The organism is Tenacibaculum aestuarii (assembly GCF_964510395.1).
In the GTDB taxonomy this organism is placed as follows: Bacteria; Bacteroidota; Bacteroidia; order Flavobacteriales; family Flavobacteriaceae; genus Polaribacter; species Polaribacter aestuarii.
Window position 1 is genome coordinate 678,860 of sequence record NZ_CAZEFY010000003.1, and the last position, 26,698, is coordinate 705,557.

Consider the following 26,698-nt stretch of genomic DNA (forward strand, 5'->3'; position numbering starts at 1 on the left):
ACTTTATAAATCAATATAGCCGCATAAAGCGGCTATATCTTTGTTGCCATTTAACCTTCAAAAATGACAACGTTACTAGAAGTCCCCCCGGACAACATTATTGTTAAAAAGTATATCGTATTGTAGCTTTTGCTGAAAAAGGCGTTCCTGGTGTAAAGTGAATTTCTTCTACTGGATTTGGCTCATTTTCTAATCTTGATTCCGTAGCAAACTGTGTTTCGTTCCAAGCTACATCAAAAATATTCTCTAGTGCAACTCCTAATGTTATATTATTTATTTTATAACTAAGATTTGCATCAGTAATAAAATACCCCTCAGCAACAATTGAATTATCTTCATTTGCAGGTCTATCACTTATATATCTGTAATGTATTCCTCCTGAAAAATTCTTATAATCATTTAAGGATATTCCTCCTGTCACCGTTACTTTAGGTGCTAAAGGAATATTATTTTCTCCTGAAGGATCATCAACACTTTCTGCTTTTGTAAAAGTTGCATCACTATCAAAATATAACCAATCTGTTAATTGATATCTAAGTCCTAAATCGATACCATAACGTTGAGCCTCTCCTGAAGGTTCTACTATCCCAGCATCTCCAACATAAACTAATTCATCTTCTGACAATAAATACCATAACGCTGTATTAAAAACTAACTTTTGTGTAGGTTTCCAAACAGTTCCTAAATCAATACCGTAAGCTCTTGGTAATGTTTTTTTATTAGGTTGGGTAGCCACTACCCTTGTATCGTTTGAATGAAACCCAATTCCTGATTTTAAAAACCATTGAATTTTAGTGCTTGGAGTGTAGGTTACATTAATTTTAGGGTTTACAACTACTTGTGACTTTGAAAATGTTTCATATTCATCTAATAAGTAATCGTTGTAATTGAATTTTAGATAATCCAATCGTACTGCTGGTGCTACCATAAATTTTCCAAGCTCAAACTCACTATTTACAAAAGCATAATAATTTGTTTGATTCACCTTACCCAACTGTAACTGCTCTAATACTTCTTTTCTTTGAAGTGTATGCGATAGCTCTAAATTATCAACAATATCAGCTCTTAAACCTGTTCCAAAAGTAAGTTCTACAGGAGTATTTGATAAATATGTTTTCTTTTTAAACTGTGTGTTAAATCCGAAAACATCCCTGTTTTCAGTTTGCTTTATTTGATCTCCGTTCACAGGATCTTCTAAGAAGAAAGTAAAGTTTGAAAATAAATTGAAATTATAATTTGAATAGAAAACATTTGAGGTTACACTAACATCATTCTTTAAAACTTTTGAGTGTTCTAAATTTATGTTTGTTCGTGATGTTGTTCCACCTTCAGTATCATCAATAGCGCCAAAACGAGTAATATTACCATTGTCTACTTCTCTTTGTGGTATTTGACCCGATGCATCCCATTTACTGGTAAAATGCGATGCTGATAATGCTAGACTACTATTATCTTTTAAAAAGGTTCTATACTTTGTAAACAAGTTGATTCTGCTAAAGTTCTGTGGAGATTCGACAAAACCATCTGTTTCTAAATATTCAATTGCTACGTACGCATTATCTGTGCTGTTTTTATCTAACAAATTAAACATTCCTAAAGTTCTAAAAGTGTTGAACTGTCCTAAACCTACTTCAACCTGACTATTTTCTAAAAATGTTTTTGTTTTAAACTCAACATATCCTGCCGTATTAAAATCTCCTTTATTAGCATAGTAAGGCCCTTTTCCGAAGTTAATTTTCTCAATGGTTTCAGGAATAATAAAATGTAAATCGCTATATCCTTGTCCGTGTGCATGAGAAACCATATTAACAGGAGTTCCATCTACCGATAATGCAATATCAGTTCCATGGTCAATATCAAAACCTCTTAAAAAAATTTGTTCTGCTTTTCCTCCTCCTGCATGTTGCCCTATAAAGAGTCCAGGTACTCGTTGTAAAATTTGCTGAGATGAGTTTACTGGTTTTTTATCTAAATCTACCTTAACAATAGTTTGTAACGGATCTCTCTTATTAGACAAAACCATTTCATCTAACAAGAAATCTTTCATTTCTAAAACTATTGTTTTCGAATCTTTTAAATCCTCTTTCTTTAATTCAATATTAATTTTTTTGTATCCTAAAATTCCAAACTCTACATTATCACCTTCTTTTGAATTATCTAAGGTAAACTCTCCTTTTAAGTTAGTATGTGTATGGGTATTACTAGTTGTATTGTACACATAAACATCCTCTAAAGGTTTATTGTTAGAATTGAATACTTTTCCTTTGAATTGCTGCGAGAATAACTGAGTGCTACATACGAATAGCGCTACTACAAGAAGTAAAACTTTTAATTTCAAACTATAAGGGGATTAAATATTTAAAATTTTTTCTGTCATTAGAGGGCCTAACTCAAAAGAACTTTCTAATAGTTCATTTTTTAAAGTTATGGCTTTATCATAAATTCCATTTGCCTTGTAAATTTCAGCTATATGGTACTGTATTTCTGGTTCAAAACTTTTATCTACAACATAGGTATTAACAACATCCAAAGCTTTTTCATACTCTCTGTTTTTATAATAATACCAAGCTAATAAATCGTATGACTGGGGGGTAGGTCTACTATCTATTTCTTTCTCTATATATGATAATGCATTTGTTGTATCGTTATACTCTTCTAAATACAACTTAGCTAAGTGCTGATGATACATTACACCATATAAGCTATTTTTTACAGACGCTAAATATACTTCAAGATAGCTGTCTCTTTTTGTTAAATTATTCTTAAACTCTTCTATTTCTGCCTTTAACAAATAATAATCGGGTGCTGAATGTTCTTTAGTGATTGCCTTCAAAATACGTAACGCTTCATCTGCATTTCTATCGTGAGAATAAGCTATCCATGCAATTCCCTTTTTTGCATAAGCATTACTATTATCTAGCTCTAATGCTTTCAGGTATAAATTATACGAGTCTTGTATTTGCCCATTATGCCCATAAAAATCAGCTAAATTAGTATAGCTCCAAACTTTTAAATCTTTGTCGTTTGCTTCTTCTGCTTTCTTCATTGCTTTTTCCATAAAACGAATTGCAGAAGACAAATATCCTTTATGATCATACCATTTAGAAACTCTTATTAAATAATCAAAATCAGAGTAATCTTCAATTTTTGCTAAGTATTCAGAAGCATTTTGAATATCTCCCAACTCTAAATAAACATCAAACAACATTTTCTGAGTAGCATTAAGGTTTTCTCCGTTTATTTCTGCTTTTTTTAATAGCTCTAACGATTCTTTAAATCGATGCTGAGAAATATAATTTCTTGCTAAAGATCTTATATGGGATGCTTTATTGTAGTTAGTTTTTTGATTGATTTCTAGCAACTTTTGCTCTGCTTCTATCAAATAAGAAATATCTCCTTTTTCTGAGAACAATAATGTGTTTGCCTTTGCTAGCTTACTTAAATACGGATACTGTGTTGGTTGATCTTTTAACTTTTCTTGCCAAAAGTTAAGTTCAGTGTGAGCTAAAGATGTTGATGCAGTTTCTATGTTTTGGATATACTTATTATAATCTCTTTTATCTGCTATTTGTGTTTTTTTTGAAGTTGAACAACCTACTATAACACTAGTTAAAATAGTATATATAATTATTTTAAAAGTTTTCATTGTCGAAGGTTTTAAGTTAGTTTTTTCTTAAAAATTGGTTGCTTATCAGCAACCAATTTTAATTATATAAAGTTGGAATACTTCTTTTACCATGGATTGGCTAAATAAGGAAAAGATGTTAAAAAGTTTTTATCATTAGCATCTACATGATCATCTGACAACGATGGATTTTCAGAAAAATCTTCTCCTCCAAAAATCAATAATAATTCAACTGTAATTACATCATCAGCTAAAGCTCTACCTGTTAATACATTTGTGCCGTCATAAAAAGTAGTTGTACCGTCTAACGAAACAGTTAATACATCGGTAGCCAAAACACTAGCAAAAGTTGCAGCATCTAACCCCAAAGCATTCGTATCTCCCATATTAGCATAAGCAGGACTTAATGCCTTTAAATTTGTTTCAAACATAGCAGCAAAGTTTGCTCCTTGCTCTGACGGAATTGTTACATTAAACGCATCTTTCATGTTACTATTAACAAAAACAGTATTTACTGCTGGTCTACCCATTTGGTCTTTTTGCATATAGCTTCCTGAAAAGTCTATTGAAGCCATTGGTGGCATATTATTATCGTCATCACTACAACTTGCTAAGGCTAAAATTGATAGGATTGAAATTGCTAAGATTTTTATATTGTTAAGTTTCATATCTTTTATTTTTAAAGTTGATTGTTTTTACTGCTTTGTTTTAGTTTCTACCCAAGTATTAATAGTTCCTGAGCCTCCAATCATAGATTTTGGAACCTCTACTACTACTGATAATACATTTGTACCTGCAAAAGTATCTGCACCAGGATCGTTAAAACCACCAGCATTTCCTGCTATAATTTCACCATATTGCGCAAAATCCATAAAGAAAGGATCGTCTCTAGGTCCTGCAAAAAATTGCATCCCTCCTTTACTACCAATAATAGCATTAGCTCCGTAAGGTGTAACAGAAACCCCATACTCTGATCCATCTTGTGGTAACGTACTTGTTAAACCTGTTGTTGATGGACTGTAAGGGCCAAAAAAATACATTTTCCCATCTCTTGGAATTGCTTGAATTACTAAATCTTCAACTTTGTCATCATTGTTATCGATGTTAAATTCAATCAATACATTTTCATCAAATTCTGCTGACGCGGTTGCCATAGGGCTTAACAAACCTTGAATGTTTGCTACAAATACAAGATTGTTTGTGTTTTCTCCCTGAAAGGCATAAAAATCAGTAATATCACTTGAGCCTCCTGTAACATCAGGAGCATCAATATGATCGGCTGCTAATAACATTAATCCTGCTAGTGCTAGAGCACTTGTTCCAATAATTAATTTTAGTTTTTTCATTGTTAAGAATTTTAATAGTTAATTACTCTTTCAACCTTACTTACGAGAAAAACACAATCACGGTTTTTTATTTTTTCATTTTTTTCAAAAAATAAAATTTCACACCTCCTAAAACAATCAATTTCTATTTTCTTCTTTTTAAAAAAAACTTCACTAAGCTCTTTTCTTTTATTAAAAAAGGATTGTTTATTTTTGAGTACTATGGCTACTATTTTAATTACAGGCGGAACCGGTTTAATAGGCAAAGAGTTAACTAAAAAATTAACCAACAGAGGACATGTTGTAAACATTCTTAGTAGGAATCCTAAAAAAAACAATGAGTTTCGTTGGAGTCTTAAAGAAAATTTTATTGATAAAGATGCTTTTACTAATGTGAGCCATATTATTCATTTAGCTGGGGCTGGAATTGCTGATAAACGCTGGACGAACGAACGAAAGCAAGAACTAATTGACAGTAGAGTAAAAACTGCCAGTTTACTTTTTAATAAAGTACAAGAATATAAAACACCTCTAAAAGCATTTATTTCAGCATCGGCTATTGGTTATTATGGAGCTATTACATCAAATGAAATTTTTACTGAAGAAGACGATCCTGAAAATGACTTTATTTCAAAAGTTTGTGTAAAATGGGAAAATGTAGCTCTTAAATTTGAACATTTAGATATTCCTGTAACTATCTTAAGAACAGGCATTGTGCTTACTAAAAGCGATGGTGCTTTGCAAAAAATGAATACTCCTTTATTTTTATCTTCACTTGGTAGTGGAAAACAATACATGCCTTGGATTCACATAGATGATTTATGTGCTTTGTATATAAAAGCTGTAGAAGACAAAAAGTTTACAGGAATTTTTAATGCTGTTGCACCAGAGCATCAAACCAATGAAATTTTTACTAAAACGTTGGCTACAACGTTAAAAAAAACTCTATTTCCCTTCAACATTCCCTCTTTTGTTTTAAAAACTGCGTTAGGTGAAATGGCTTATATTTTGTTAAATGGCAGTAGAGTTTCTGCTAAAAAAGTAAGTAAATCCTATTCGTTTAATTTTCCTGATTTACAATCAGCTTTAAACAATGTTTATAATGGAAAATAAGCTTAAAAATCCTGTTTGGCACTCACTATGTGAAACACATCAAAAGTTTGTAATTGATTATGATGAAGTAAAATTTTACGACCCAAAAATTTGTCCTTTTGGAGCTTTTACAAATAGTTCTAAAACTGCAGCGGCTCTTAATGAATATGCTAAACTAACTGATAAATTCTTTTTAGTTTCTGAAAATGAGACTCCAACCTTCAATAACAACTACATTAAGTTAGATAAAAAAATTGACGGTTGCCAAATGGTTCTTGATAATTTGGTTGAGCTAGAAATTTCAGAAGAAATTATTCAACTAACCGAAAATCATATCGATGAAATTTATAATTTGATTTGGTTAGTAATGCCTGGATATTACAAAAAACGAACTTTTGATATGGGAAAATACTTTGGTGTTTTTAAAGACAATCAACTTGTAGCTATTACTGGACAACGTATGCAAACAGATAATTTTGTCGAAGTTAGTGCCGTAGTTACTCACCCTAACTACACTAGAAGAGGATTAGCAAAACAGCTTACTCATTTTGTTACTCAAGAAATTATCAAAGATGGAAAACATCCTATGTTACATACCACCAAAGGAAATCCTGCCATTGGACTTTATGAAAAATTGGGATACCAACTTACCCGTGATATGAATTGGTGGTACTACCATTCAACTAAAATCTAACTAATAATTTATTTTACCACGGATGATTTCAACTCAATATCAGAAGTTTTCCATACATCATTAAATTTATTTTCTGTTTCTACTTGATTTGCTACATCACCTAATTTTGAGTAGGCTATACTTAGGCCTTTTAGCGCCCACCCATTTTTAGGTAGATTTTTTAAATCTTGAGTATATGTGTTTATCGCATCTTGGTATTTCCCTGCATCTAATTGTACGGCTCCTAAATGATGCCTAACAGAGAAAAACCAATCAGGTGGTTCATTATAATTTAAAGCATCTTCAATAGCTACAGCTTCTTTTAATAAAACAATACTTTGATCGTAGTTTTTTTCTTGTGAAAGTATTGCTGCTTTAAGCACTTTACTTGCTATTTGTAACAATTCGTAGACAGAATTAATCTCCCAAATAGTAATTGCTCGTAACTCTTCATTCGAAGCTATTCTTTCTAAAGCTTGAAGCTCGCTTTTGGCAGCTTTTATATTTCCTTTATCTACATAAGCCATTCCTTTAGCATAATGCAATATTGCTGTCGGGTAATCCAGTTCGGGAACCTCATTTTCTATCGTAAGTATATCATCCCATTTACCAAACTTCACATAAATATAAAAAGGTATCGTATAGTAATGCTGAATAGTACCCCAACCTGGTTCCTTCATTAGCTGTTTATTAGTGTTTCTTTGCAGAGCTTCAGCGGCATAAAACGCCCATTTACTGTTTCCTTCCAAAGTAGCAGTAGCTGACATGAAATGTTGGTTGTGAGGATAATATGCTAGGGGATATACACCTTGCGCATTACACGCTGTTACATAGGCACTATCTACCTTTATAGACTGTAAATTAGCTAAAGTACCTTTATTATAATCACCTGTTCTAATATATACATGAGAAGGCATATGTACCAAATGACCTGCGTTAGGCACAAGTCCTTTATCAAATAATTCAGCACTTGTCAATGCTCTATCAGGTGTATCTGACGCTTCTACAGCATGAATATAAAAATGATGAGCTCCGGGATGTTTAGGGTATTTTTCTATAACATCTTCTAAAGTGGAAATAATTTCTGGAGTCCATTCTTTGTCTTTCCCATTTTTATCTTGTAAATCCCAAGGATGTAAATTCATTAAAGATTCTGCATATAGCACTCCTATTTGGGAGTCATCAGGATATTTAACATATAGTGCTTTCATCGCATTCGCATATGCCTGATCTAATGAACTACGGTCTTCTAGGATTCTATCCGCATATCTTTTAGAAAGAGCTTCAATAAGATCTCTTTCCTTTTCAGTTGTATTATATTTTGACAGTTTTTTCGCCTCTTGAATAGCTTTATAAGCACGTTCGTAATTATCACTTTCCATACCCGCATTATAATTAGGTCCAAGTACATAAGCATAACCCCAGAAAGCCATAGCACAATTAGGATCTAGCTTAATTGCATAATAAAAAGAACGAGCGGCTTCAGCATGATTAAAACCATAGGCTAAGGTTAAACCTTGATTGAAATATCTTTGAACCAATGAATCATTCGTAGAAATGGGGTAATACAAATCTCCAAGACCTTCAAACAAAGGAGCCTTGTTGTCATTGTTATACCACTCTTTATCTGATGTTATTGGAACACATGCTTTTGTAGAGGTGATTACAACTTTTTCTTTCTTTTTACTTGAGTCTTTACATCCAAATGAAAAAATAAGGAATATAATTATTACAATAGAATATCTCATATCTCTATTTTTAATCTAAAAAGTAAAAGCTCAGAATTTCTTCTGAGCTTTTACCTATTATTTGGTTAGTTCTGGCACAGAGGTATAAATGTAATCTCCGTGTTTACCTGTAAAATATTTCCCCATTTTTTTACCAAACTCTTTCCTTTTATCTTCATCTGACCAATGTTCTTTAAAAAGTTCGGTACTTCTTTTTCCCATTTTATCTAAATCCCCCATTGATTCTATTACGAATGCTCTTACATATTCTGTTCTATCCGCTCCCCAAGCATGTCCATGTTGATAATAACCTTTTATATATTCATTTTTATTAATCACATTATCAAGATATTCTTTACTAAGAGCATCAAACTCTTTTCTAGAACCATCTTCAGGAAAAGCAAAATGACCTTTTACAACCAGCCATATCATCTCTTTATCTGATGGAGCCAACATTTTTGCTCCTGCAATAGGTACATAAATTTCATCTGAATGAGTATCTGCGTAATAGGCATTTCTCTCTTTAAAATAAGCTTTTCTTTCTGCTTCATCTGGCCATGCTTCTTTTGCTAATTCATCATTTCTTTGAGAAGCTTTATCAATATTATCCCAAGAAGAATAGGTGGTTACAAAAATTATCTCTGTGTTGTCTGGCGTAAAACGATGTAAAAACACAAAAGACCTAATTATAAACTCGTTCTTTTTAGCAACTTTATCTAAAAACTCTTTTTCTACAGCAATCCATTCTTTCCTATCAAAATTTTCATAGTCCATGTTCCAATGTCCAGTAGTTACAGTGATGTAAGCTGGACGTTGATTTTCGTTCTGAGCAAAAATAGTACTTGGAATTACCATTAACAGCAAGAGCCCAAATAGCAACATTACTTTAGATGTTTTCATAATTGTAGTAGTTTTAGTTATAAAAAAATTGCTAGAGGACTCACTTAAAAAAAGTAAACATACCTCTACGTATGAGAGGTTTAGTGAGAGATTAACAAAGTTACCAAATTATAAAACACTTACTTAAAGTATTTTAACTGTTTTTTAACAAAAAAAGCTCAGGAAAACCTGAGCTTTTATTTTATGTCTATTTAGATTACTTTACATTTTATCCTTTTGTAAACTTAGCTGTCATATTTGTTGTGGCATCTTGACCTTGTATATTCATTGTCATATTAATTTTTGATTCTGAAGGCATACCAGTACTTCTATCAATATCCATAGATCCAGTGATATCACCTTCTGCTGCTCCTGTTATTTTTCCTGAAATATCTATTAAAACATTTTTTTGTGAAATTGATTTTACTTTATAGATAAAACTAAAATTCAATGTGCCATCATTTTTAGTTTTTGTCCAAGTATCACCTACAGCAACTGCTTCTTTAGGATAAATTACACTACTCGATTGTTTTGTAAAATCTTCCGCTCCTTTAATATTACTAGGCTCAACCTTAGTTTCTAAAATATTTCCTAAATTATCACCTTTTGTTATAATTGTGGCAGATAACATTGGCTGCATTTTAGACTTCATCATTTTACCTATTTCATCTAGTTCTTCATCCTTTTTGGTTGAATCATATGATACGTTCACTCCTCCTTGTTTCATATCCATTACCATTTTGGTAATCTTAGCACTACTTTCATAAGTATCATCTGAAACTCCTGTTACATCATATTTCATTTGAATATGCATATTGTTTGTCATTACATCAACACCTATTACTTGAGCCATTTTCATGTCCATAGTGTACTTTTGACCTTTTTCATAATTTAAACGAAGTAGCACCTTTTCTTGCGCAAATGTTATTGTTGATATAAATAATAACAATACTATAATTTTTTTAGTCATTTTTTATCAAGTTTTAATTTTTTACGAATTTATATAATTAAAATTTCTCATTTCTCATTTTGATTCTATTTTTTTTTTAGCCACATTTGAAGAACTATAACTTAACCATGAAAACAATTCTTAACACAAACAACGAAGTTTCAATGCTTTATAAAAAAGAAAATCTTACCAATGATACACTAATTAAGCTATACAAACAAATGCTTTTACCAAGGCTCATAGAAGAGAAAATGTTAATCCTATTACGTCAAGGAAAAATATCAAAATGGTTTAGTGGTATTGGTCAAGAAGCAGTATCTGTAGGAGTTACTTCTGCGCTAACAAGTGACGAATATATCCTACCAATGCATAGAAATTTAGGTGTTTTCACCACTCGAGGAATTCCTTTATACCGATTATTTTCTCAATGGCAAGGAAAAGCTAACGGCTTTACCAAGGGAAGAGATCGTAGCTTTCACTTCGGAACTCAAGAATATAAACTTGTAGGAATGATTTCTCATTTAGGTCCTCAATTAGGGATTGCTGACGGAATCGCTCTTGCAAATAAACTTAGAGATGATAAAAAAGCCTGCGCTGTTTTTACAGGCGATGGTGGTACCAGCGAAGGTGATTTCCACGAAGCATTAAATGTAGCTTCGGTATGGAATTTACCTGTTTTATTTTGTGTAGAAAATAACGGATACGGGCTTTCCACCCCTACTTCAGAACAATATAATTGTGAACATATTTCCGATAGAGGTATTGGCTACGGAATGGAATCTCATATCATTGATGGAAATAATATTTTAGAAGTGTACACCAAAGTTTCTGAACTAGCTGAGAGCATTCGTGAAAATCCGAGACCTATTTTATTGGAGTTTAAAACCTTCAGAATGCGCGGACACGAAGAAGCTAGTGGAACTAAGTATGTACCTGAAGAATTGATGAACACATGGGCTTTAAAAGACCCTATTGAAAATTATAGAAATTTCCTTATTAAAGAAAAAATTCTTACTCCTGAAGAAAATGAAGAATTCACCAATGAGTTTAAAGATATCATCCAAGAACATCTCAATACTACTTTTGATGAACCAGTTATTACTTCCTCTATCGAAAACGAATTAAATGATGTATATAAAACTTCTTCTCCAGATATTATAGCTCCTAATTCGGTAACTGAAAATATTCGCCTAATTGACGCCATTTCACAAGGCTTAAAGCAATCTATGGAGCGTTACGACGATTTAGTCATTATGGGACAAGATGTAGCAGAATATGGCGGTGTATTTAAGATTACTGAAGGATTTGTAGAAGCTTTTGGGAAAGACAGAGTTCGCAATACGCCAATCTGTGAATCCGCAATTGTTTCTTTGGCTTACGGATTGGTGGTCAACGGAATGAAAGCTGTAATGGAAATGCAATTTGCCGATTTTGTTTCTACAGGCTTTAATCCTATTGTCAATCTATTAGCCAAGTCGCATTATCGTTGGAACCAAGAAGCTGATATTGTCATACGAATGCCTTGTGGCGCTGGTGTGGGTGCGGGGCCTTTTCATTCACAAACTAATGAAGCATGGTTTACAAAAACACCAGGGTTAAAAGTAGTATATCCTGCTTTTCCGTACGATGCAAAAGGATTATTAACCGCTGCTATTAACGATCCGAATCCTGTGTTATTCTTTGAACATAAAGGCTTATATAGAAGCACGTATCAAGATGTACCTACCGATTATTACACACTACCTTTAGGTAAAGCGGCTGTTTTAAAAGAAGGAAATGAGGTTACGATTATTAGTTTTGGCGCTGCGGTACATTGGACTTTAGAAACCTTAGAGCAAGTAACCGTATCAGCTGATGTAATTGATTTACGAAGCTTACAACCTTTAGATACCGAAACTATTTACAACTCGGTTAAAAAAACAGGAAAAGTAATTCTTTTACAAGAAGATTCTTTATTTGGAAGTGTTTCTAGTGATATTTCTTCTCTTATTATGGAAAATTGTTTTGAGTATTTAGATGCTCCTGTAAAAAGAGTGGCAAGTATTGAAACTCCTATTCCTTTCGCAGGAAATTTAGAAAAGGAATACTTACCCAAAGAACGTTTTAAAGAAGAATTACTACAGCTAATCGCTTATTAATACAAAAGCTCACTTTTCAGTGAGCTTTTTTAATATCTATATTTTTATTAAAAATCTTGATTTACACTCCAAGATTCTAAAATTTCTTTAAATGTTTTGATAAACATACCTCCTAAAGCTCCGTTCACTACTCTATGGTCGTATGAATGCGATACAATCATTTTATGACGAATTCCGATGAAATCTCCTTCTGGAGTTTCAACAACCGAAGGCATTTTTCTAATAGCTCCTAAAGCTAAAATTGCCACTTGTGGTTGGTTGATGATCGGAGTTCCCATAATTGAACCAAAACTTCCAACGTTTGTTACCGTGTAAGTTCCTCCTTGGATTTCGTCTGGTTTTAATTTATTAGCTCTTGATCTGTTTGCTAAATCATTTACCTGCTTAGTCATTCCCACTAAACTTAATTGATCTGCATTTTTAATCACAGGAACAATTAAATTTCCATCAGGTAAAGCAGCTGCCATTCCTAAGTTGATATTTCCTCTTTGGATGATTTTATCTCCATCAACAGAAATGTTGATTAATGGGTGTTTTTTGATTGTTTGCGCTACCGCTTGCATAAAGATTGGAGTAAAGGTTAACTTCTCTCCTTCTCTCTTAAAATAAGCGTCTTTTACTTTGTTTCTCCAGTTTACAATATTGGTAACATCTATTTCAATAAAAGACTGAACATGTGCCGATGTTTGTACTGAATCAACCATATGCTTCGCAATCAATTTACCCATACGACTCATTTCAATTACTTGATCTTGTCCTCCTAAGGTAATAGGTGTTGATACTACTTTTTCAGCTGGGGCTGCTTTTACTGGAGCTACAGCAGACTTTTCAGCTACTTTTGGTTGACTTCCTCTATTTTCTAAATATGATAAAATATCATTCTTAGTAACTCTTCCTTCTTTTCCTGTTCCTGAAATAGAGTCTAATTCTTCAACAGAAATTCCTTCTGTTTGTGCAATACTTTTTACTAATGGCGAGTAAAAACGATCGCTAGAAGAAGTATCAATTGATGTGGCAACAGTTTCTTTTGCTGCTTCAACTGTTTTTTCTACCGCTTCAACAGCTGCTGGTTGTGCTTCTTCTTTCTTCGGAGCTTCTGTAGCTGCTCCTTCTCCACCTTCTGTTTCGATAATAGCAATTGTTTGCCCTACCTGCACAACAGCATCTTTTTCAAATAAGATTTCAACTAAGGTTCCTTCAACTTCACTAGGTACTTCACTATCCACTTTATCAGTAGCTACTTCAACAACGGTATCATCTATATCAATAGTTTCTCCAACTTCTTTTACCCAAGAAGTAATCGTTGCTTCTGCAACACTTTCGCCCATTTTAGGCAACTTCAATTCGTATCTAGCCATAGTGTATATATTTTTAACGCTTGCGAAGTTACTAAAAAGCAATGATTTTTTCACGTTTTTATCCATTAATTATTTTTGCTTTTTTTCTCTTCTATTAAATTATTCACAATACAACACTTAAAAACCACACATCAATTACATTTATCTTCTTAAAAACAACATATTCTTACGAATTACCTAATCAATGCTCAAAGTTTTGTTTATCCATACAAAATTCTATTTTTGAAGTCTTTAACCTAAATCAAAATTATTGAGCACTTCTATTGCTAATCTTAATTTCTTATTCAATTGGAGACCCTATCAAGCGAAAGTGTTAGAGAATTTCTCTTCACATATAGATGATAATCACTTTCATATCGTGGCGCCTCCTGGTTCTGGAAAAACAATTTTAGGAATAGAAATCATTAAACGAATTAGTAAAAAAACCTTGGTTCTTGCACCTACGTTAACCATTAGAAATCAGTGGGAAGACCGATTGCAAAACTTTTTTACAACAGATTGCAATTTTACGCAAGTGTCATTCAACATAAAAGAACCGTCTGACATAACATTTACTACCTATCAAGCATTACATAGCTTTTATAAGTCTTTTGAGGATAAAGAAGCTTATTATAACTTCTTTAAAAAGCATGGAATTGAGGTTTTATTATTAGATGAAGCGCATCATTTAAAAAATGAATGGTGGAAATGTTTATATAATTTGAAAGAGCAACACATTCAAACAGTAGTTGCTTTAACAGCTACTCCACCCTATGATAGTGACAATTCTGAAATTCAAAAATATTTTAAACTGTGTGGAGAAATCGATGATGAAATTGTAGTTCCTGATTTAGTTAAAGAACATAATTTATGCCCACATCAAGATTTAGTATTTCTATCCAAACCAGAAAATCAGGAAATTAATTTTATTGCTGAATTTCGGTTAAAAATTGCTCTGTTTGTTACCGATATTTTAAAAAATACTGAGTTTATCTCTTTTTTAAAACAACATCGTTTTTATGCTAAAACTGAAGAAAACTTAGAAGAACTTTACAAGTTTTCTGACTTCTTTTCTTCTCTTTTAATTTTCTTACACGAATCAGGAGAAACTATTCCTATTGAGAAATTAGAAGTATTAGGTTTTGATAAAAAGGAAACAATTGAATTTCCTTCAATAACCCATGAATGGATTCAAATTTTATTTCAACACTTATTAGTGATTGACCGTAAAAACCTTGTTGAACATGAAACGTATCTTGAAATTTTAGAAAAAAGACTTCGAGAGTTGGCTGTTTTTAGCAAAAATAAAGTCAATCTAGTAGGAAATGAACTTTTATATAAATCACTGAGTAGTAGTCCGAGTAAACTGAAAAGCATTACTACCATTGTTCAACAAGAACAGCAAAACTTACAAGACGATTTACGTTGTGTTATTTTATCTGATTACATTAGGAAAGAATATCTGAATTGTCCTCAATCAGAAATTAAAGAAATCAAAAAACTAGGAGTTGTTCCTATTTTTCATCATGTGCGGGTTTCAACAAGAGACAAAACCAGTTTAGCTATTCTATCTGGTAGTTTGGTTGTTTTTCATAGTAGTCTTATTGCTAAATTAGGATTGATTGATAACATTCAAAACTACAACTACACGCCTATAAAATCTGATACTGAATTTGTAATTCTTACAAGTACTACTGCTTCTAAACTTACTATTGTCGAAGTTATTACAAAACTTTTTGAGATTGGTCATATCAAAATTTTAGTTGGTACCAAATCACTATTAGGAGAAGGTTGGGATGCACCTTCAATCAACAGTTTAATTTTAGCTTCCGTAGTTGGCTCGTTTGTTACTTCAAATCAAATGAGAGGTCGTGCAATTCGGATAGATAATCAAAACCCTCATAAAGTGGGTTTGATTTGGCATTTAGCATGTATAGATACCACAAGTGAATTTGGAGGACGAGATTTTGAAATTCTTGCTCGTCGTTTTAATGCCTTTTTAGGTATCAATAACAATAATAACACTGTTATTTCTAACGGAATTGATCGTTTACAGCTTCCAACTAATTTTATCGATGAAGATATTCAACAACAAAACAAAAAGACTTTAGCACTTTCTAAAAATAGGAATTTAATCGCTCAACGATGGGAAAATGCCGTTAATAATGGAAAAGGAGTTATTAAAGAACTTACCTTTTACAATGAAAAAAACAAACAATATCCTCAACTGAAAAAATTGTATTATCAAGATATTGTGAAATATACCGTTGGAGAAATTATTATTGGACTGTCCTTTTTTCTTCCTGAATTTATCATTAAAAACTTTAATATTTTATTACAAAAAGGAATTGTTTACTTCCTATTTGTGCTATCATCAGCTTTAGGATTAACTTTTGGCTACAAAATTTATAAGTCTGTTCAACTGTATTTATACTTTGGATTGGTTCATAAGAAAATAGATAAAATGGCATCTGCTATTTTAGAATCACTCAATAGATTAAATCACTTAACAACACCTCTCAACGAAATACAAATTAAGACTGAATTATTAGCTAAAGGAAATGTTTCTTGCACCATTCATGGCACCAATCGATACGAAAGTACTTTATTTATAAAAGCTTTGGATGAATTATTACAGCCTATCAACAATCCGAAATATTTATTAATAAAAACGAACTGGTTTCGTAAAAAACTAAAATTGAACAACTTCTTTTCGGTTCCAGAAATTTTTAGTGCTCGTAAAAAAGAAACCGAAATTTTTCAAACTTGTTGGAACAAACACCTTGGTAAGTCTAAATTAGTGTATACACGAACAATTAATGGAAGAAAGTTTCTGCTAAAAGCACGCCTTTTCCATATTCACAATGTGAATAATGAGCTTACTAAGAAAAATATTGTTTGGAAATAATCTTAGACTTACACCCAATTTTTAGGTTTTGCTAATACCTCTAATAATTTCGCTTCTTCCGAACCTTCTTCTGGGTGGTGATTGTATTTCCATTGTACCGTAGGTGGTAAACTCATTAAAATACTTTCAATACGTCCATTGGTTTTCAATCCAAATAATGTTCCTCTATCGTGTACCAAATTAAACTCGACATAACGACCTCTACGCACTTCTTGCCAATCTTTATGCTCTTGAGTATACTCTATATCTTTTCTTCTCTCTACAATAGGCACATACGAGTTTAAAAAGCTGTTTCCTACTTCAGTAACAAAATCGTATCGATCTTGCATTGAAAACTCTTCTGTTTCTTTTAAATAGTCAAAGAACAAACCTCCTAAACCACGGGCTTCATTTCGATGTGCATTCCAAAAATAGTTATCGCAAGTTTCTTTATACTTCGGATAAAAATCAGGATGGTGTTTATCACAGGCTTCTTTACAAACCGAATGAAAATGCACTGCATCTTCTTCAAATAAATAATACGGAGTTAAATCTTGTCCGCCTCCAAACCATTGGGTAACAATATTTCCTTCTCCGTCATACATTTCAAAATAACGCCAGTTGGCATGTACCGTAGGTACAAACGGATTTTTAGGGTGTATTACCAAACTCAACCCACAGGCAAAGAAATCTCCACTTTCTACTCCAAACTGCTTTCTTAACACCTCTGGTAATTCACCATATACTGCTGAAATATTTACACCTCCTTTTTCAAAAATGTCTCCATTTTCAATCACACGAGTTCTACCTCCACCACCTTCAGTACGATCCCATAAGTCTTCTTGAAACTTCGCTTTACCATCTACTTCTTCTAATTTTGAAGTGATCGTGTCTTGTAATTGTTGGATATAGGCGTAAAATTGTTCTTTCATGTGTTGATTCTATTGAAGTGCAAAAGTACTTATTCTGGTAATTTTTTAAGCTGTATTTTCTTAATAGTTTCAGTAGTAGCTGCAGTAACTGATAATGGTAATACAAGGATTACTCCGATTATAGGGATTAATAAAAAAAGTATGAATACTATTCCGTTTCCTATTGCTAATCCTTTATTCTCTTTTACAAAATTAATACTTTCTCGATACTTAAAATGACGTTCAAGCGTATAATCCATATTACCAAAACCTGCGTAATAGGCTTGCATTAAGAACAATAATACGGTTGAAATAATACCTATAACAGGGATGAATCCTAATAATAGGATAGGAATGGTTAACAACAATTCTCTTGTTAAATTTCTTAGGTTTATTCGTATCCCTCTAATTAATTGTTCTTGAAAAGAAGTTATTCTATGAGTATGATCTTCACCTCTAAGATGATCTTCTATTTTTTCTGAAACTGGACTCATAAAAGGTGCTGATAATGCCATTACGATATGTTTATACAATACCAATCCTATTACGACTATTATCAATCCACTTATAAAAGTGCTAATTACCTCAAAGGTTTGTTTACCAAATTCCCATTTCCAAAAATTAGCTACATAATGACCTATATTATCTGAAAAGGTATAAGCAATGAAACCTACAAACGTTGCTGTTAATAAGCTTATAAACATTGGTATGATAAAATATTTCCATAGCTTTAATTTAGATATTAGTCCAAATGCTCCGAAGTATGCTTGAATTCCTTTTACAATATTTTGTATCATTTCTTTTTTTGTGTGAAAATAAAAAACCTCTTTCGATTAGGAAAGAGGTTTAAAAAATATTGTTATTTAAACTACTTTAAAATTGGTGCTAAAAAGTCTTCGAAATTCTTAGTATTAATTTCGTTTACTTCATCCCAACCAACTTCTTTTGTTGGTGTAGCTGCTCCTCTTTTAACATTGATAAATTGCTTGTCTTTATCAATTAAGTAAGCTGTAGGATAATCTAGTTTATGAACAAAACCGCTAATATCTAAATGTCCTTTTTCAACCTTATCTATATCTCTTGCAGGTACTAGCTTAACTCTTTTATCTAGCTTTTCAGCCATTTTCTTAACTTTTGCCTCTTTGTCCCAAAAAATCATAATAAACTCTAACTTATTATGATATTTTTCAACCATAGCATTTAAAGCTGGTACATCTCCCCAACAAGGAGCTGACCAAGTAGCATTGGCTATAAGTACGATTGGCTTGTTAATTTTGTCTGTACTTACCGTTTTGCTATCTATTGTAGTAAAGTTGTAATTTAACAAATAAGAGCCTTTAATGCACTTATCAATCAAACCTTCGGTACTTTCTTCTACACAATTATTTACTGCAAAATTGTAATACGTTTTATTTTGAGCGAAACTAACAGTCGTTAAAAAACACGTCAAAACAAAAAATAAGTTCTTCATTTTTAATTATTTAAAGGGGGTTATCTATCGGCTTTATACTCTTTAACCGCATCAATAAATGCCTTGGCATTCTCTAGCGGGATGTTAGGTAAAATTCCGTGCCCCAAGTTAACAATATATTTGTCTTTACCAAACTCATTAATCATTTGGTGTACCATCTTTTTTATTTCAGCTGGTGGAGACAACAATCTTGAAGGGTCAAAGTTACCTTGTAGAGTAATATTCCCTCCTGTTAAATAACGTGTATTTCTTGCTGAACATGTCCAATCTACTCCTAAGGCTGATGCATTTGATTGTGCCATTTCATGTAAGGCAAACCAACATCCTTTACCAAAAGCGATAACTGGAGCATCATCTTTTAATGCTTCTATTATTTGATTGATGTACTGCCATGAAAATTCTTGATAGTCGGTTGGAGATAACATTCCTCCCCAAGAATCAAAAACTTGTACAGCATTTACACCTGCTTTTACTTTTTCTTTTAAATACGCAATAGTGGTATCGGTTATCTTCTGAAGCAATTCGTGTGCCAAAACTGGTTGCGTAAAACAAAATTCTTTTGCTTTATCAAAATTTTTAGATCCTTGCCCTTGTACAACGTAACATAAAATCGTCCAAGGTGAACCAGCAAAACCAATTAATGGAATCTCATCATTTAGTTTTTCTTTGGTTGCTTTAATAGCATCCATTACATAACCTAACTCTTCATGAATATCTGGAATAATTACGTTATCTAACCCTTTTCTATCTCTAACAGGATTTGGTAAATAAGGACCAAAATTTGGCTTCATTTCCACTTCAATATTCATTGCCTGTGGAATTACTAAAATGTCTGAAAACAAAATAGCTGCATCCATTCCATATCTACGGATAGGCTGCACTGTTATTTCAGAAGCTAATTCAGGAGTTTTACAACGTGTAAAGAAATCGTACTTTTCACGTAATTCCATAAATTCTGGTAAATATCTTCCTGCTTGACGCATCATCCATACTGGTGGACGATCGACAGTTTCTCCTTTTAACGCTCTTAAAAATAAATCGTTTTTTATCATATCTCTTCTACGCCATTACTAACAGACTGAAGTAATTTTACACTCACTTCATTTCTTTGTAATAACTATTTATTTGTTCTACATTTTTGATACAGCTTCCATCGACTTATCAATGGCATTTGTAATCTTTTGAATATCTTTTTCAGTTAACGCTGAAGACAAGAACCATGCTTCAAACTGACTTGGAGGTAAAAACACTCCGTTTTTAGTCATTTCCCAGAAGAAAGTAGCATACTTCTTTGTATCTGAAGTTTGTGCTTCTTCAAAATTAGTTACTTTCTTATTCGTGAAAAATGGATTAATCATCGAACCAAATCGATTAACTGTAATTTCTACTCCGTATTTTTTAGCTGACTCTAACAAGAATACCTCAATAATTTGAGCGATTTCGTTGAACTTTTCATACGGATTTTGTTTCTTCAATTCTGTTAAAGTAGAAATTCCTGCTGCCATGGCAATTGGATTTCCTGATAAAGTTCCTGCTTGATACATTCCTCCTAATGGGGCTACCATTTCCATAATTTCATTACGAGCACCATAAGCTCCTACTGGGAATCCTCCACCAATTACTTTTCCTAAACAAGTAATATCAGCTTCTACTCCTAGCAATTCTTGAGCTCCTCCAAACTTAGAACGGAAACCTGTCATAACCTCATCAATAATTAATAAAGCTCCTTTCGAGTTTACATACTCTTTTAACTCTTTTAAGAAATCGTTTTGAGGAGTTACTACCCCCATATTTCCTGCAATAGGTTCTAAAATAACTCCTGCAATATCATCGTGCGCTTCAAAATGTGCTTTTACACTTTCTAAGTCATTATAATTCGCTATCAACGTATTTTTTACAGCTCCTTCTGGCACCCCTTTACTTCCTGGTAAACTCAAGGTCGCTAAACCAGAACCTGCAGCTACTAATAAAGCATCTTGGTGCCCGTGATAACAACCAGCAAACTTGATAATTTTATCTTTTCCTGTATACGCTCTCGCTAAACGAATTCCACTTAATACCGCTTCTGTACCAGAATTTACAAAACGTACTTTGTCCATTCCAGGGAAAGCATCACAAACAATTTTTGCAAGTTTTATCTCACCTTTTGTTGACGCCCCAAAAGAGTATCCGTTTTTTAACGCTTTTTTTACAGCTTTTTCTACCTTTTTATGACGGTGACCTAAAATCATTGGACCGTATGATAATACTAAATCGATATACGAATTATCATCAACGTCGATAATTTTACTTCCTTTCGCTTTTTTTATGAATAAAGGATTACCTCCTACGGATGCAAATGCACGTACTGGTGAATTTACCGCTCCTACTAGGTTTACTAATCCTTTGTTATATAATTCTTGTGATTTTTTGAACATTTTATTTAGCTTTTGGCTATTGGCCTTTAGCTATTAGCAAATTGCCAACAGCAAATAACTAATAGCTATTTATTTAAAACTCTTGCTGCTTCTTTAGCAAAGTAGGTAATGATAATATCTGCTCCTGCTCTTTTCATAGACAATAAGCTTTCCATCATTACTTTTTCACCATCAATCCAGCCTTTTTCAGCAGCTGCTTTTATCATTGAGTATTCTCCACTTACATTATAGCAAGCAATAGGTCTATCAAAATTATTTTTTAAATCTCTGATGATATCTAGATACGACAAAGCTGGTTTTACCATTAAAATATCTGCTCCTTCTTCATCATCAAAAGTTGCTTCACGTAAACCTTCATCTCTATTAGAAGGATCCATTTGATAGGTTCTTCTGTCTCCAAATGATGGTGCTGAATCTACCGCTTCTCTGAAAGGCCCATAAAATCCTGAAGCGTATTTTACTGAATACCCCATGATTGGTAAGTTTGCAAAACCTGTATTATCTAATGCTTCACGCATCATTACTATAGCTCCATCCATCATTCCTGATGGTGCTACCATATCTGCTCCTGCTTTGGCATGCGATACTGTTTGCTTCGCTAAATTTACTAAAGTAGCATCGTTATCTACATCATTATCATGTATTACTCCGCAGTGGCCATGTGAGGTATATTCACAAAAACATACATCGGTAATTACATATAAACTCGGATAATTCTTTTTTATGAATCGGATAGCTTCTTGCATAATTCCGTTATCATTCCATGTTTCGGTACCTTCATCATCTTTTTTAGATGGAATTCCAAATAACAAAACTGCTGGAATTTTTAATGCTACAACCTCATCTAATTCCTTAGAAATGGTATCTAACGAATAACGGTTGATTCCTGGCATTGAAGGAATTTCAGTTTCGATACCTGTTCCTTCTTCAATAAATAATGGATATACAAAATCATCAACCGATAGTTTGTTTTCTCTAACTAAACGACGAATATTTTCTGTTTTTCTTAGTCTGCGTGTTCTAAACATAGTTTTAGTTTAAAAGTTTTAAAACTCTTTACTTATATCTATTTCTTTTATTATTTGAGACAAATAAACCTTGTCATAATGATGTGTGTAAGGGTCTTTCAACACATAACCTTCATCTGATAACTTTTTAGCTTTTAATATTTCTTGCTTGTATTTATGAATATTTTTAAGATACTTATAACACATAGCCATATAATATCTATTACTCGCTAAATCATTATTTTCTCCTTGTTTATTAAATTTTATTAAAGCTTGTTGATAATCTCCTTTTTCGAAATACAAAACTCCAAGGTGATAATAGTTATACAAGTCTGGTTCACCATCATTCTCTTTTAAATAATTCTCTATTATTTTTATTGCCTTATCTTTTTCATCAATTGCTTTATAACATATTGCTTTTGCTATCAGCAAATGATAATCTCCATTTTGACAATATCCTATATCATCTTTTATTAGCTTTTCGAATTCTTCTATATCTTTTATAGCGCCTTTATAATCTCTAAAAAATTGATATCTACACCATCCTCTATAACCTAAATGCATTTTAGGGTTTAACTCTACTGCCTTATCAATTAATGGTTTCCATGATAAAAAATCACCACTTTTTAAATATGCAATTGATTTAGCCCAATAAGCATTATCATAAGTAGAATCTATCTGTATAACCTCGTCTAATAACTCTTGATACTCTTTTGTGAATTGATAATATTTATATGCTTCTTTTTGTTTTTTACAGGCTTCGTATTTTTTTAAATTGCCTTCCAACTTATAAGCTTCACAGTTTTGAGCAAAAATTTTACTTGCAAAAAAAAATAGAAAATACGTTATGATTAATCTCATGGTAAAATTTCAATAAGGTTTCCTTTTTCAATTTTAAAAATCAAATATTGATAATAATCTATTTCAGCACCATTATTTTCTTTCACTTTCCAACCATCTAAACTTTGAGTTATCGTCAACAACTGATTAGTTATTCTATCATCAAAAGTAAATTGTTTATAGTTATCATTCATTTGTATAACTCTAAACCTTCCTGTCTCTCCTTTACAGTTAACAATAAAACGAATCCTTATCAGTCCGCTTTCATCTACCTTTATATGAGTATACTTTTTCTCAAATAAATCTTCTAATTCTTTTTTACCTCCTTCATACTCAAACCCTTTACCTGTATTAAAATATTGAAGTATTTTATCATCTCCATTACACGGGATAAAATTTGGATTGTCTAATTTGACATCGTAACTAATATCACCTATTTGGCGTGGATAAGTAACTTTTTCTGTACTCTGCTTTTTACAGCTTACAAGAAAAAGAAAACACATAAAATAAAATACCTCTTTCATCTTATGTTAAGATTTTACAAAGTGTAAGTTTACTAGCTCAATAACACTTTCTACTGTTGGCATCTTTGCTATTTGTACTTCTTTAAAATGCTTTTTAGCTTCATTCGCCGTACTTTCACCTATACAAAATGCAATTTTATCAGCAGCGTTTTCTTCCATATAACTTTCTACTGTTGATGGGCTATAGAATAATACTCCATTTACCTTCTCATCAACCTTAGTTGGACTGTACATGGTTTTATAAGCTTCTACTTCATTTACCGTAACTCCGTTTGCTTTTAAAAGCATAGGAAGGGTATCTAAACGTAAATCACTACAGAAATAAGTAACTTCTTGCCCTTTTAATTCTTTTGACAAGTATTCAGATAGTTTTTTAGCATTTCTTTCTGAATGTGTTACTTTACCTATACGTTGCTCGATTAACTTTTTGGTTCTTCGACCAACACAGTAAATATTTTTGAACTGTAATTCTTCTGAAGTAAAAGAATTTAATATTGATTCTACTCCGTTTTTACTGGTGATAATTACGTTCTCTATTCCATTTTTAATCACCTTAGGAGCAATTCTATTAAAACGGATTTTAATAAAATCACTATCCTCAACATGCATATGTGTTGGTAATAGTTTCTTTTGTGCTTCTGATAATTTTTTGGTTGAATAAACTGAAAATTGTTTTTCAATTCCTTCATCTTCAATCATAATTAGCTTTCCTCCTTTATCTATCACATAATTTGCACAATCTTTTGCTACATACTTATGCTTACCAACTTTTACTTTTTTACTAACTTCAATCTTCTTCTTACCATCTCTACTTAGTAAAATCCCTTTAAAGTTAATTTCTTCTTCCTTTTCATTTATAAAAGCCAAAGCTCCGATAGGTGCTGTACAACCTCCTTCTAAACGATTCAAGAACTCACGTTCTATACCCGTACAGATTTCGGTATCTTTATCGTTTAACTCGGCACATATCTCTTTAATTTCTTCGTTTTCATCTAAAGCAGTAATCATGATTGCACCTTGAGCTGGAGCTGGGATCATCCATGTTAAGTTCACTGCTCCTTTTGGTCGTAATCCTACACGTTCTAATCCTGCTGCAGCAAAAACAGCTCCGTTCCAATTATTATCTTCTAGCTTTTGTAAACGTGTATTAATGTTTCCTCGTAACCCTTCTACTTTATGTGTTGGATAACGGTTTAACCACTGAGCTTTTCTACGTAAACTACCCGTTGCAATTACTCCATTTGGTTGCGACATGAATTCCTCATTGTCTTTTAACAACAAAATATCGTTATAATTAGCACGTTTTAAAACTGCAGCTTGTATGATACCTTCTGGCAATATTGTAGGAACATCTTTCATTGAATGCACCGCAATATCAATATCATCATTTAACATAGCGATGTCTAAATTTCTAGTAAAAATCCCTGTGATTCCTAACTCATAAAGGGGTTTATCTAAAATTAAATCACCCGCTGATTTAACGGGTATTATTTTAGTTTCATGTCCTAATTCTTCTAAAAGTTTTTGAACTTTTGTTGCTTGCCACATAGCCAATTGGCTATCACGTGTACCTATTCTAATTATCTTCTGCATGGATTGCTTGTAAATTTGCACCAAACACTTTAGCCATTACTTCAATACTTGTATTTACCGAAGTTTCTTCGTCTTTTAAGTGTTTTACAAATTGTGTAGTTATTTTTTGAATAAATCTTGATGTTAATATTTCTGCTTGTTCTTCATCAAAATTTTTAATTTTCTTTTTATGGAATGCTATTTCGTCTTGTTGAATCGTTTGTAATGATTCTTTTAACGCTGTAATAGCTGGTGTAAATCTTCTGTGATTTAACCACTCTTGAAACTCTTGATTGTGAGTATCGATAATTGCTTCAGCAACTGGAACTTCTTGTTGGCGAATTGCTAAAGTTTCATCAGTAACTTTAGATAAATCATCAACATTTACAATAGTTACATTTTCTAACTCAGCTACTTCTTTAGAAACATTCGCAGGCATCGATAAATCTAAAATCAATAATTCTTTATCTGCAGGAATGTGTTCTTTCGTGATTGTTGGAAAACTAGCTCCTGTAGAGACAATTAACACATCTGTATTATTTACCTCAGCTGTTAAATCAGCGTACTTAGCATCTCTAATTAATGGATGTTCTTTTACAAACTCCGAAACTTTTTCCTCAGTTCTATTAATTAAACTTACCGATTTGTTTTGCGTGTATTCTGCTAAATTTTTACAGGTGTGTTTCCCCATTTTACCTAATCCGAAAACTAAAATATTTTTCGAATTGTAATCTGGTAAATTACTAATGATGTACTGTACCGCAGCATAAGATACTGAAGTGGTACCTGAACTTAATTTTGTTTCGTTCTTAACACGCTTGCTCGCTTGCATAACGTGATTTAACAAACGCTCAAAATACGCATTGGTAGTTCCTAACTTTTTTGCTTGTTTAAAAGCTTGACGTAACTGACCAACGATTTCATAGTCTCCTAAAATTTGACTATCTAAACCGGTCCCCATTCTGAATAAATGGTTAATAGCTTCGTTGTTTTTATATACGTTAGATACGCCTGCAAATTCTTCAACAGTTCCGTTTGAATATTTACACAACATACTAATTAGCTGAAAAGGATGTTCGGCAAAACCACAGATTTCTGTTCTGTTACAGGTTGACAATACAAAAATACCGTCTACACCGTTTTGCTTTGCTTCTTTTAAAAGTGCTTTCTGATTTTCTTTAGAAATGCTAAACTTCCCCCTAATTGCAGCATCAGCTTTTTTATAACTAACACCTATGTTGTATAAGTTGCCTTGTTGTTTGTTTTCTACTGTCATTGAGTCTTCTTCAAAAAAGTCGGTCAAAAATATAAATATTGAATAAAA

General features: G+C 32.4%; 20 protein-coding genes and 1 pseudogene. 4 read left to right on the plus strand and 17 right to left on the minus strand.

The window, feature by feature from the left end:
- Positions 1 to 103: 103 nt before the first annotated feature.
- The 3 genes and pseudogenes from ACKTSU_RS09205 to ACKTSU_RS09215 form a co-directional block, all read right to left on the minus strand.
- Complete coding sequence (locus ACKTSU_RS09205; protein ID WP_408036089.1) at positions 104 to 2,338, minus strand: TonB-dependent receptor; 2,235 nt, start codon at positions 2,336 to 2,338, stop codon at positions 104 to 106.
- A 12-nt stretch (positions 2,339 to 2,350) separates the two neighbouring features.
- Positions 2,351 to 3,646 carry a tetratricopeptide repeat protein gene (locus ACKTSU_RS09210; protein WP_408036090.1) on the minus strand — a complete coding sequence of 432 codons (1,296 nt, stop codon included), beginning with the start codon at positions 3,644 to 3,646 and terminating at the stop codon, positions 2,351 to 2,353.
- An 86-nt stretch (positions 3,647 to 3,732) separates the two neighbouring features.
- Positions 3,733 to 4,971 (minus strand): annotated as a pseudogene (locus ACKTSU_RS09215) (DUF4331 family protein).
- A gap of 201 nt (positions 4,972 to 5,172) precedes the next feature.
- On the opposite strand from ACKTSU_RS09215, the gene ACKTSU_RS09220 reads away from it, so the two are divergent.
- Both ACKTSU_RS09220 and ACKTSU_RS09225 read left to right on the plus strand, forming a co-directional pair.
- Positions 5,173 to 6,063, plus strand: a complete 891-nt coding sequence (locus tag ACKTSU_RS09220) for a TIGR01777 family oxidoreductase (RefSeq protein ID WP_408036091.1) — start codon at positions 5,173 to 5,175, stop codon at positions 6,061 to 6,063.
- A complete protein-coding gene (locus ACKTSU_RS09225; RefSeq protein ID WP_408036092.1) occupies positions 6,053 to 6,736 on the plus strand; it encodes a GNAT family N-acetyltransferase in 684 nt (227 codons plus the stop codon). The genes ACKTSU_RS09220 and ACKTSU_RS09225 overlap by 11 nt, the downstream gene beginning before the upstream one ends.
- Before the next feature lie 8 nt (positions 6,737 to 6,744).
- On the opposite strand, the gene ACKTSU_RS09230 is transcribed toward ACKTSU_RS09225, so the two are convergent.
- From ACKTSU_RS09230 to ACKTSU_RS09240, 3 genes are all read right to left on the minus strand, one after another.
- Positions 6,745 to 8,463, minus strand: a complete 1,719-nt coding sequence (locus ACKTSU_RS09230; protein ID WP_408036093.1) for a tetratricopeptide repeat protein — start codon at positions 8,461 to 8,463, stop codon at positions 6,745 to 6,747.
- A gap of 57 nt (positions 8,464 to 8,520) precedes the next feature.
- Positions 8,521 to 9,342, minus strand: coding sequence for a hypothetical protein (locus tag ACKTSU_RS09235; RefSeq protein WP_408036094.1), 822 nt, complete (start codon positions 9,340 to 9,342; stop codon positions 8,521 to 8,523).
- A 208-nt stretch (positions 9,343 to 9,550) separates the two neighbouring features.
- Positions 9,551 to 10,291: a DUF6263 family protein gene (locus ACKTSU_RS09240; RefSeq protein WP_408036095.1), complete on the minus strand. Its 741-nt coding sequence runs from the start codon at positions 10,289 to 10,291 to the stop codon at positions 9,551 to 9,553.
- A 143-nt stretch (positions 10,292 to 10,434) separates the two neighbouring features.
- Between ACKTSU_RS09240 and ACKTSU_RS09245 the strand changes: the two genes are divergently transcribed.
- Positions 10,435 to 12,408, plus strand: a complete 1,974-nt coding sequence (locus ACKTSU_RS09245) for an alpha-ketoacid dehydrogenase subunit alpha/beta (RefSeq protein WP_408036902.1) — start codon at positions 10,435 to 10,437, stop codon at positions 12,406 to 12,408.
- A 47-nt stretch (positions 12,409 to 12,455) separates the two neighbouring features.
- Here the strand turns inward: ACKTSU_RS09245 and ACKTSU_RS09250 are convergent, their stop codons facing one another.
- Positions 12,456 to 13,766: a dihydrolipoamide acetyltransferase family protein gene (locus ACKTSU_RS09250; protein WP_408036096.1), complete on the minus strand. Its 1,311-nt coding sequence runs from the start codon at positions 13,764 to 13,766 to the stop codon at positions 12,456 to 12,458.
- A gap of 250 nt (positions 13,767 to 14,016) precedes the next feature.
- On the opposite strand from ACKTSU_RS09250, the gene ACKTSU_RS09255 reads away from it, so the two are divergent.
- Positions 14,017 to 16,653: a DEAD/DEAH box helicase family protein gene (locus tag ACKTSU_RS09255; protein WP_408036097.1), complete on the plus strand. Its 2,637-nt coding sequence runs from the start codon at positions 14,017 to 14,019 to the stop codon at positions 16,651 to 16,653.
- A gap of 8 nt (positions 16,654 to 16,661) precedes the next feature.
- Here ACKTSU_RS09255 and hemF read toward each other — a convergent pair whose 3' ends face one another.
- From hemF to hemA, 10 genes are all read right to left on the minus strand, one after another.
- Entirely contained in the window at positions 16,662 to 17,564 is a 903-nt protein-coding gene (gene hemF, locus ACKTSU_RS09260) for an oxygen-dependent coproporphyrinogen oxidase (protein ID WP_408036098.1), read from the minus strand.
- 29 nt (positions 17,565 to 17,593) lie between these two features.
- Positions 17,594 to 18,340, minus strand: a complete 747-nt coding sequence (locus tag ACKTSU_RS09265; protein WP_408036099.1) for an EI24 domain-containing protein — start codon at positions 18,338 to 18,340, stop codon at positions 17,594 to 17,596.
- A 71-nt stretch (positions 18,341 to 18,411) separates the two neighbouring features.
- Positions 18,412 to 19,014, minus strand: coding sequence for a TlpA family protein disulfide reductase (locus tag ACKTSU_RS09270; RefSeq protein WP_408036100.1), 603 nt, complete (start codon positions 19,012 to 19,014; stop codon positions 18,412 to 18,414).
- A 20-nt stretch (positions 19,015 to 19,034) separates the two neighbouring features.
- The gene (hemE, locus tag ACKTSU_RS09275; protein ID WP_408036101.1) at positions 19,035 to 20,066 is read right to left on the minus strand and encodes a uroporphyrinogen decarboxylase; all 1,032 of its coding nucleotides are present in this window, start codon (positions 20,064 to 20,066) and stop codon (positions 19,035 to 19,037) included.
- Between the two features lie 78 nt (positions 20,067 to 20,144).
- Positions 20,145 to 21,431, minus strand: a complete 1,287-nt coding sequence (gene hemL, locus ACKTSU_RS09280) for a glutamate-1-semialdehyde 2,1-aminomutase (RefSeq protein ID WP_408036102.1) — start codon at positions 21,429 to 21,431, stop codon at positions 20,145 to 20,147.
- Positions 21,432 to 21,496: 65 nt separating this feature from the next.
- Entirely contained in the window at positions 21,497 to 22,459 is a 963-nt protein-coding gene (gene hemB / locus ACKTSU_RS09285) for a porphobilinogen synthase (RefSeq protein ID WP_408036103.1), read from the minus strand.
- Positions 22,460 to 22,477: 18 nt separating this feature from the next.
- Positions 22,478 to 23,299, minus strand: coding sequence for a tetratricopeptide repeat protein (locus ACKTSU_RS09290; RefSeq protein WP_408036104.1), 822 nt, complete (start codon positions 23,297 to 23,299; stop codon positions 22,478 to 22,480).
- A complete protein-coding gene (locus tag ACKTSU_RS09295; protein WP_408036106.1) occupies positions 23,296 to 23,802 on the minus strand; it encodes a hypothetical protein in 507 nt (168 codons plus the stop codon). The genes ACKTSU_RS09290 and ACKTSU_RS09295 overlap by 4 nt, the downstream gene beginning before the upstream one ends.
- 6 nt (positions 23,803 to 23,808) lie before the next feature.
- Positions 23,809 to 25,395: a hydroxymethylbilane synthase gene (hemC, locus tag ACKTSU_RS09300; protein WP_408036108.1), complete on the minus strand. Its 1,587-nt coding sequence runs from the start codon at positions 25,393 to 25,395 to the stop codon at positions 23,809 to 23,811.
- On the minus strand, positions 25,379 to 26,650 hold the full coding sequence (gene hemA / locus ACKTSU_RS09305; RefSeq protein ID WP_408036903.1) for a glutamyl-tRNA reductase: 1,272 nt from the start codon (positions 26,648 to 26,650) through the stop codon (positions 25,379 to 25,381). The genes hemC and hemA overlap by 17 nt, the downstream gene beginning before the upstream one ends.
- Between the last annotated feature and the right edge of the window lie 48 nt (positions 26,651 to 26,698).